The following is a 6,656-nucleotide window of genomic DNA, read 5'->3' on the forward strand; positions in this document are numbered from 1 at the left end:
CCAGGGGCTATTCCGCGGCGGGCCTCACGCTATAGCGGTTCTCGATATAATCGATCACCATCTGCTTGAATTCGTCGGCGATGCCGGGGCCGCGCAGGGTTGCGGCCTTCTGGCCGTCGATGAACACCGGTGCGGTCGGTGTCTCGCCGGTGCCGGGCAGGGAAATGCCGATATCGGCATGCTTGCTCTCGCCGGGGCCGTTGACGATGCAGCCCATCACCGCGACCTTCAGCGTCTCGACGCCCGGATAGCGTGTCTTCCAGTCCGGCATGGACTCGACGATGAAGCCCTGGATGCTCTGGGCGAGTTCCTGGAACACGGTCGAGGTGGTGCGGCCGCAGCCGGGGCAGGCGGCCACCAGCGGCACGAAGGTGCGGATGCCCATCACCTGCAGGATCTCCTGGGAGACCTTGACTTCCTGGGTGCGATCGCCGCCGGGCTCGGGCGTGAGCGAGACGCGGATGGTGTCGCCGATGCCGGCCTGCAGCAGCGGCGAGAGAGCGGCGGCCGAGGCGACGATGCCTTTCGAGCCCATGCCGGCCTCGGTGAGGCCGAGATGCAGGGCATAGTCGGAACGGCTGGCCATCTCGCTGTAGACCGCGATGAGATCCTGCACCGCCGAGACCTTGGCCGAGATGATGATGCGGGACTTGGGCAGGCCCATCTCCACCGCACGATCGGCCGAGAGCAGGGCCGACTGCACCAGCGCCTCCCAGGTCACGGTGCGGGCATCGACGGGCGCCTCGCTTCTGGCGTTCTCGTCCATCAGATGGGTGAGCAGCTCCTGGTCGAGTGAGCCCCAGTTCGCGCCGATGCGCACCGGCTTGTCGTGGCGCATCGCCATCTCGATGATGGCACCGAACTGGCGGTCGCGCTTGTCCTTGAAGCCGACATTGCCAGGATTGATGCGGTATTTGTCGAGCGCCTGCGCACAGGCGGGATGGTCGGCCAGGAGCTTGTGGCCGATATAGTGGAAATCCCCGATGATCGGCGTGGTCACGCCGATGCGCATCAGCCTTTCCTTGATGCGCGGCACCGCAGCGGCGGCCTCGTCGCGATCGACCGTGATGCGCACCATTTCAGAGCCGGCACGGGCCAATGCCGCGACCTGCCGTACCGTGCCGTCGATATCGGCCGTGTCGGTGTTGGTCATCGATTGCACCACGATGGGCGCGCCGCCGCCGACCAGGACGCCGCCGACATCGACGGGAACGGTAGGGCGACGGGACATCAGGCCAAAGCGCGCATAGGACGGGATCATCGGGCACCGCTGGTTTCGTTTGGGGATGACATGGACCTCACCGGCTGGCACGTCAAGGTCTTGGGGGGCCGGTCTTCGGACCGGCCTGGAACCACGCCGCCAGCAGAGCCGAGACGGCGGGTCTGAAGACCCGCCCCCCACGATCAGAGAGCCGGCCCTTGCGCTCCGCCTGAACCTTTCTACCATCGCATCTTGCAAAGGATGTGATGGATTGATGATGATCGGCGCTGGTGCCACGGCTCGCCTGTTCAAATGGTTCGCGGCCAAGCGCATGGAACTGGCCCTGGCCGTACGCGTCACGGTGGCGGCAGGCCTGACTTTCGTTGCGGTCAAGCTGGTGGACCTTTCCCAGTCGAGCTGGGCGGTGATCACCTCCATCATCGTCATGCAGGCAAGCCTTGGCGGCTCGGTCAAGGCGGCGATGGACCGGATGGCCGGCACGCTGCTCGGGGCCCTGTGGGGCGCGGTGGTGTCGGTGGTGCTGCCGCACCATGAGGGCAATGTCGCGCTGGGCCTTGCGGTACTGACCGCCGTGGCGCCGATGGCGGTGGCCTCGGCGCTCAGGCCGAGCTTCCGGGTGGCACCCATCACGGCGCTGATCGTGCTGATTCCGGCGGGCGGCACGCTGCTGCCGCCCTATGCCTATGCCGCCGAGCGCGTGGCGGAGATTGCGCTCGGCATCATCGTCGGTGTCGGCGTCGCCCTGTTCGTGCTGCCGGCGCGGGCGCAGGGCGCGCTTGCCGCCGCGGCCGCACGCGTGGCCGATCTCAATGCCGAGCTCCTGCTTGCCCTGACCGGCAGCCTCCTCGACGGCAAGGGCCGGCCGGAGCTTGCCGGCATCAACAAGCGCATCCGTGCGAGCCTGCGCCAGATCGATGCGGCTGTCGAGGAGACGGTGCGCGAACGCAGCGCCCATCTCAGTCATGCCATCGATCCCGAGCCGATGGCCCGCACGCTCTACCGTGTCCGGCACGATCTCGTCATCATCGCCCGCGTCTGCGTGCGCGCTTTGCCGGAGCGGGTGGCGCCGACCCTCACGGAGCCTCTGGAGGCGATGCGGGACGCGACCGTCGGCTTGCTGCGCGGCATCGCCGAAGCCCTGCGGCGCGGCTTTCTCGGGCCGGATGCCGCGGGTTTCGATACCAGCCTTTCCGCCTATGTCGCTGCCATGGACAAGCTGCGTGGCGCCGGCGTGCTACGGGACCTGCAAAGCGAGGAGGTCGGCCGCCTCTACGCCCTGCGCTTCGGCTTCGAGCAGCTCGGCCAAGACATCAAGGACCTGGTCGAGCGCAGCTCCGATTTGGCGCGGGAGTAGTTGGAGCGCGGNCGCTCTTGGAACCGCCGTATGCCGGGCGTGAGAAGAGCGGACAGGATGTCCGCGCTCCGAAGCGTGATTTCCGACGGATCGGGAGGCGCCGTCAGCTCTGTTGCTCGATCGCCGAGCGGGCGATGGCCGCGTCTTGCTCCGGGCTGCCGCCCGAAACCCCCAGGCCGCCGATCAGGGCTCCCTCAACGTCGAACAAGGGCTCGCCGCCCCCCACCAGCAGCAGGCCGCCATGGTGGATATGGTCGAAATGCAGGAGCGGTTCCCCGATCTTCAGCGGTGCGCTCAGGGCGACGGTGGGGGCCTGGAACATCACGGAGGTGCGGGCCTTGGCGATGGCAAGCTCGTTCGATGCCAGCCAGGCGCCGTCCATGCGGGAGAAGGTCACCAGGTTGGCGCCCTTGTCGAGCACGGCGAAGACCGCCTTCATGCCGGCCTTCTCCGCGGCGGTGCGCGCCTTGGCGACGACGCCATGCGCTTCTTCGAGCGTGATCTCAGGCATTCTGGCTCCACTCGGTTTCCTGCCATTGCCTGGCAGCCTTGATGGTGTCGAGGGGGCGCATGGTGCGATAGAGATGTTCCTCGGCCGGAATGATCTCGACCATGGCATCGATCATCTCCTGCGGATCGTTCTGGTCCGCCAGGGCGCCGGCGAAGTCCGGCATGGGCACGACCACGCTGCCGGCGTCATACCACTGGGTATGGCTCTCCGCACCGGTGTCGTTGAAGCCGGTGCCGAACACGCCCGGGTTCACGGTCGCGACCTTGACGCCATAGGGCGCCAGCTCGGCCCTCATCGAGCCGGCGATGGCCTCGATGGCATGCTTGGTGGCGCAATAGACGCCGACGAAGGGGATGACGAGGATGCCGCCCATCGAGGAGGTCCACACCACCTTGCCGGCCTTGCGCGCCACCATCTTCGGGACGATGCCCTGAACCAGCCTGATATGGCCGAAGACATTGATTTCGAACGATTCACGCATGCGTTGCATCGGGATGTCGATGACGGAGCCGCTTTCCATCACGCCGGCATTGAGCACGAGGATGTCGGGATCATAACCCGCGGCATGCGCGATATCGATGTCGTCGAGGAGGTTGAGCTTGATGACCTCGAGCTTGACGCCCGCGGCCGCGGCGTCGGCGCGCAGGCTGCGCACCAGGGGCCAGGATTCGGCGGTCGCGACGACTTGGTGCCCCTGGCGGGCCAGCTCGATCGCAGCGCCGCGGCCGAAACCGGAACTGGCGCCGGTGATCAGGATTTTCTTCGACATGGTCTTCCTCCGTTCTCGATGATCGAGATCCGGGAATCACCCTAAGGAAGCTTGACTGCTGCAACAATCTCGCCAATTCTTGATGTTGAGATGAGAGATATTCATCAATTAAAGAGCGGCGATCTCTTCGCACTCACCGTGTTCCTCTCGGTTGCCGCCCATCGCAGTTTCCGAGCGGCGGCGATCGAGCTCGACGTCACGCCTTCGGCGGTCAGCCATTCGGTCAAGAGCCTGGAACAGCGCCTCGACGTTCGCCTGTTCAACCGCACGACCCGCAGCGTCTCCCTCACCGATGCGGGGGAACGTCTCGCCGCCAAGCTCAGGCCGGCGGTGTCCTCGATCGCCGAGGCGCTGCAGGTGGTCGACGATTTCCGCGAGGCGCCCAGCGGGACGGTGCGGATCAATTCCAGCGAGGGCGCGATCCGCCTCGTGCTGCTGCCGGTGCTGGCACGCTTTGCCAGGGACTATCCGCAGGTCCATCTCGATATCGTCAGCGACGGCCGGCTAAGCGACGTCGTCGCCGATGGCTTCGATGCCGGTATCAGGCTGGCCGAGGCGGTGCCGCAGGACATGATTACGGTCCGCCTCACCGAGACGGCACGCTTTGCCGCGGTAGCGTCGCCGGGCTATTTCGCGGCCCATGGCCGGCCGGCGGTGCCGCAGGACCTGCATCGCCACGCCTGCATCCGCTTTCGCTTCGACAGTGGCGCGATCTATCGCTGGGAATTCGAGCGTCACGGCACGACGGAGACGATCAACGTCACGGGGCCGCTCACGCTGACCGACCAACCCCTGATGGTCGAGGCGGCGATCCAAGGCATCGGCATCGCCTTCGTGCCCGATCATCTGGTGGTGGGCGCCCTGGCGGACGGGCGCCTCGAACGCATTCTCGACGACTGGTGCCCGGCCTTTCCGGGCCTCTGCCTCTATTATCCCGGGCACCGCCATGTTTCAGCCGGGCTGCGCGCGCTGATCGCCGCCATCCGGGCGGGATGACGGCGAGTCCGGCCGGTTTTCAAAGTATTTTCCAGAAAGGTCGATGGACTTTTCGATTAAGAAAATACGTCAAAACAAAAAGTTAGAGAGGAAGTGCGATTCGGAGTGTTCGCACTTCCTCCAACCGCCTCACAGCCGGCTGGACAGGGCCTCGACGATCCAGCCCCATTCGCTGGCCGCGAGCTGGCCGGGGGGATCTCCGCGCAGGATCGCCATCAGCTCCAGATAGCGCCGGGAACGGGCATGGTGCTTGCGATATTGTTCGAGCTGCCAGTCGAGGAAAGCCCGGTCCGGCTCCTTCTTCATCGCCTGTGCCGACTTTTGCAGCCACGTCTCCGCGATGGCCTTGCCGGTGTCCGAATTGGGCGCGACGCCCCTGGCCATGGCCTCACGCACCTCGGCGAAAGTCTCATCCGAGACTTGGCGATAGGCGGCCGGGTCGAAGCCATCGTTCCACAATTGCTGCATGCTGGCCCGCATCTCCGTGATGTAGGCCTTGTTGGTGAGAATACCGGTGAGTTCGGTCCAGGCGTCGATCTGTTCGGGGCTGGGATCGTCGGGCAGGTCCGGGGTGGAGGCTTCGATCATCCTGGCGCGCCAGGCCGGGTCCATTCTGGCGCCGGCGCCGACCTCGTCGTAGAAATTCTCGATTGCGGTGCGGAACTGGTTCTGGGAAAGGGCAGTCACGGTCCACAGTCTCCTCAAATCTTGCGGGGTGGGATCGGCGAGTTTCAGCGTGGCGCGCAAGGCGGCGGCGATGCGGCGCTTGGCTGATATCTCGGCCTCGATGGCTTCCAGACGCAGGGCCAGGACGTCGGTGAGGCCGAGGCGGCGGGCGAGCAGGCGCGCGATGTCGCCGAGCTTCACGCCGGCATCGCGCAGAGCGAGGATGAGATCGAGCCGGGCCCGGTCCGCCTCCGAATAGACGCGGTACCCGCTTTCGGCTCGCGCCGCTGGCGGCAGGAGGCCCTTGTCGGAATAGAAGCGGATGCGCCTGACGGCGATGCCGCTCAGCTTCGAAAGCTCGCCGATGGTGTAGGTTTTCTCACTCATGGGACGCGTTGTACGGGCTCCACCAAGTGGAGAGTCAAGCGGCTGCACTTGCGGGAGACCGACACTTTGTCAGCCGCTGCAACGCGGCTCTTCAGCCGCCCGCATTCCGCAGGGCCTTGCTAATTTCGGCATCCGTCGGGAAGCCGGGGGGAGACCATTCATCGAATCCGCCCCGATAGATTTCGATGGAGGGGCCGGTACCGTCGAGCTTGTCGGCGAATTTGTACACCGCCCAGAAGGCCACACTGCGATGCAGCGGCTCCGGAGGTTGGCAGACCGCGCGTAGTTTTCCACCTTGTTGCTGCCAGATCGTCGTGGTGGTGGCGTCGTATACAATGCTTTTTTCACGGCAATTCGCGCCCCAAGGGGATTTTTGCCGTAGAAAAGCAGTGAAATGCGCTACTTCATCGGGAGAGAGGCGAAAACGATAGCGAATGTAGAGCGGGCTGGGACTTCCGGCAGGAACTTTAGAGCCGAGGAGATACTTCTGAATATAGCTATCGCCATCCGCCGACAGCCAGAGGCGAAATCTGCCCCAGGCATTATCGGCAACAATGCCGAAGCTGCCGAACGATGGGTTTTTGTCCTTGGCAAAAGCGGGCAGCGTGGCGAAAACAAGTACCGCTGGAATGAACAACCTTGAGAGAAAGCGCATCAGGGATAGCCATCAGGTCGTCGTATGATCGTCGATCGCAAGCGAACATTGTCATCGCGAGCGGTGCGAAGCAAGCGACTGAAATTCCCGGGTGCG

The 6,656-nt window shown here is 65.0% G+C and carries 7 protein-coding genes; 2 read left to right on the plus strand and 5 right to left on the minus strand.

Annotated elements, in window-relative coordinates; translation table 11 throughout:
- Nucleotides 1-7: 7 nt before the first annotated feature.
- Nucleotides 8-1,261, minus strand: a complete 1,254-nt coding sequence (gene ispG, locus ACTJKX_RS23050; RefSeq protein WP_394312375.1) for a flavodoxin-dependent (E)-4-hydroxy-3-methylbut-2-enyl-diphosphate synthase — start codon at nucleotides 1,259-1,261, stop codon at nucleotides 8-10.
- A gap of 214 nt (nucleotides 1,262-1,475) precedes the next feature.
- Between ispG and ACTJKX_RS23055 the strand changes: the two genes are divergently transcribed.
- Entirely contained in the window at nucleotides 1,476-2,576 is a 1,101-nt protein-coding gene (locus tag ACTJKX_RS23055; protein WP_440726646.1) for an FUSC family protein, read from the plus strand.
- A gap of 103 nt (nucleotides 2,577-2,679) precedes the next feature.
- Here ACTJKX_RS23055 and ACTJKX_RS23060 read toward each other — a convergent pair whose 3' ends face one another.
- A complete protein-coding gene (locus ACTJKX_RS23060) occupies nucleotides 2,680-3,087 on the minus strand; it encodes a GlcG/HbpS family heme-binding protein (protein ID WP_440726647.1) in 408 nt (135 codons plus the stop codon).
- On the minus strand, nucleotides 3,080-3,856 hold the full coding sequence (locus ACTJKX_RS23065) for an SDR family oxidoreductase (RefSeq protein WP_440726648.1): 777 nt from the start codon (nucleotides 3,854-3,856) through the stop codon (nucleotides 3,080-3,082). Before ACTJKX_RS23065 ends, ACTJKX_RS23060 begins: the two co-directional genes overlap by 8 nt.
- Before the next feature lie 90 nt (nucleotides 3,857-3,946).
- Here ACTJKX_RS23065 and ACTJKX_RS23070 point away from each other — a divergent pair, with 90 nt between their 5' ends.
- Nucleotides 3,947-4,852: a LysR substrate-binding domain-containing protein gene (locus ACTJKX_RS23070; protein ID WP_440726649.1), complete on the plus strand. Its 906-nt coding sequence runs from the start codon at nucleotides 3,947-3,949 to the stop codon at nucleotides 4,850-4,852.
- A 129-nt stretch (nucleotides 4,853-4,981) separates the two neighbouring features.
- Here the strand turns inward: ACTJKX_RS23070 and ACTJKX_RS23075 are convergent, their stop codons facing one another.
- Both ACTJKX_RS23075 and ACTJKX_RS23080 read right to left on the minus strand, forming a co-directional pair.
- Entirely contained in the window at nucleotides 4,982-5,905 is a 924-nt protein-coding gene (locus ACTJKX_RS23075; protein WP_394312368.1) for a MerR family transcriptional regulator, read from the minus strand.
- A 91-nt stretch (nucleotides 5,906-5,996) separates the two neighbouring features.
- Nucleotides 5,997-6,560 carry a hypothetical protein gene (locus ACTJKX_RS23080; protein ID WP_394312366.1) on the minus strand — a complete coding sequence of 188 codons (564 nt, stop codon included), beginning with the start codon at nucleotides 6,558-6,560 and terminating at the stop codon, nucleotides 5,997-5,999.
- Nucleotides 6,561-6,656 lie beyond the last annotated feature (96 nt).

This window comes from Labrys sp. 22185 (assembly GCF_052045555.1).
GTDB lineage: Bacteria > Pseudomonadota > Alphaproteobacteria > Rhizobiales > Labraceae > Labrys > Labrys neptuniae.

Coding starts and splice junctions, on each gene's coding strand:
- ispG (WP_394312375.1), bottom strand. CDS start 1,261: ATGATCCCGTCCTATGCGCGCTTTGGCCTGATGTCCCGTCGCCCTACC.
- ACTJKX_RS23055 (WP_440726646.1), top strand. CDS start 1,476: ATGATGATCGGCGCTGGTGCCACGGCTCGCCTGTTCAAATGGTTCGCG.
- ACTJKX_RS23060 (WP_440726647.1), bottom strand. CDS start 3,087: ATGCCTGAGATCACGCTCGAAGAAGCGCATGGCGTCGTCGCCAAGGCG.
- ACTJKX_RS23065 (WP_440726648.1), bottom strand. CDS start 3,856: ATGTCGAAGAAAATCCTGATCACCGGCGCCAGTTCCGGTTTCGGCCGC.
- ACTJKX_RS23070 (WP_440726649.1), top strand. CDS start 3,947: ATGAGAGATATTCATCAATTAAAGAGCGGCGATCTCTTCGCACTCACC.
- ACTJKX_RS23075 (WP_394312368.1), bottom strand. CDS start 5,905: ATGAGTGAGAAAACCTACACCATCGGCGAGCTTTCGAAGCTGAGCGGC.
- ACTJKX_RS23080 (WP_394312366.1), bottom strand. CDS start 6,560: ATGCGCTTTCTCTCAAGGTTGTTCATTCCAGCGGTACTTGTTTTCGCC.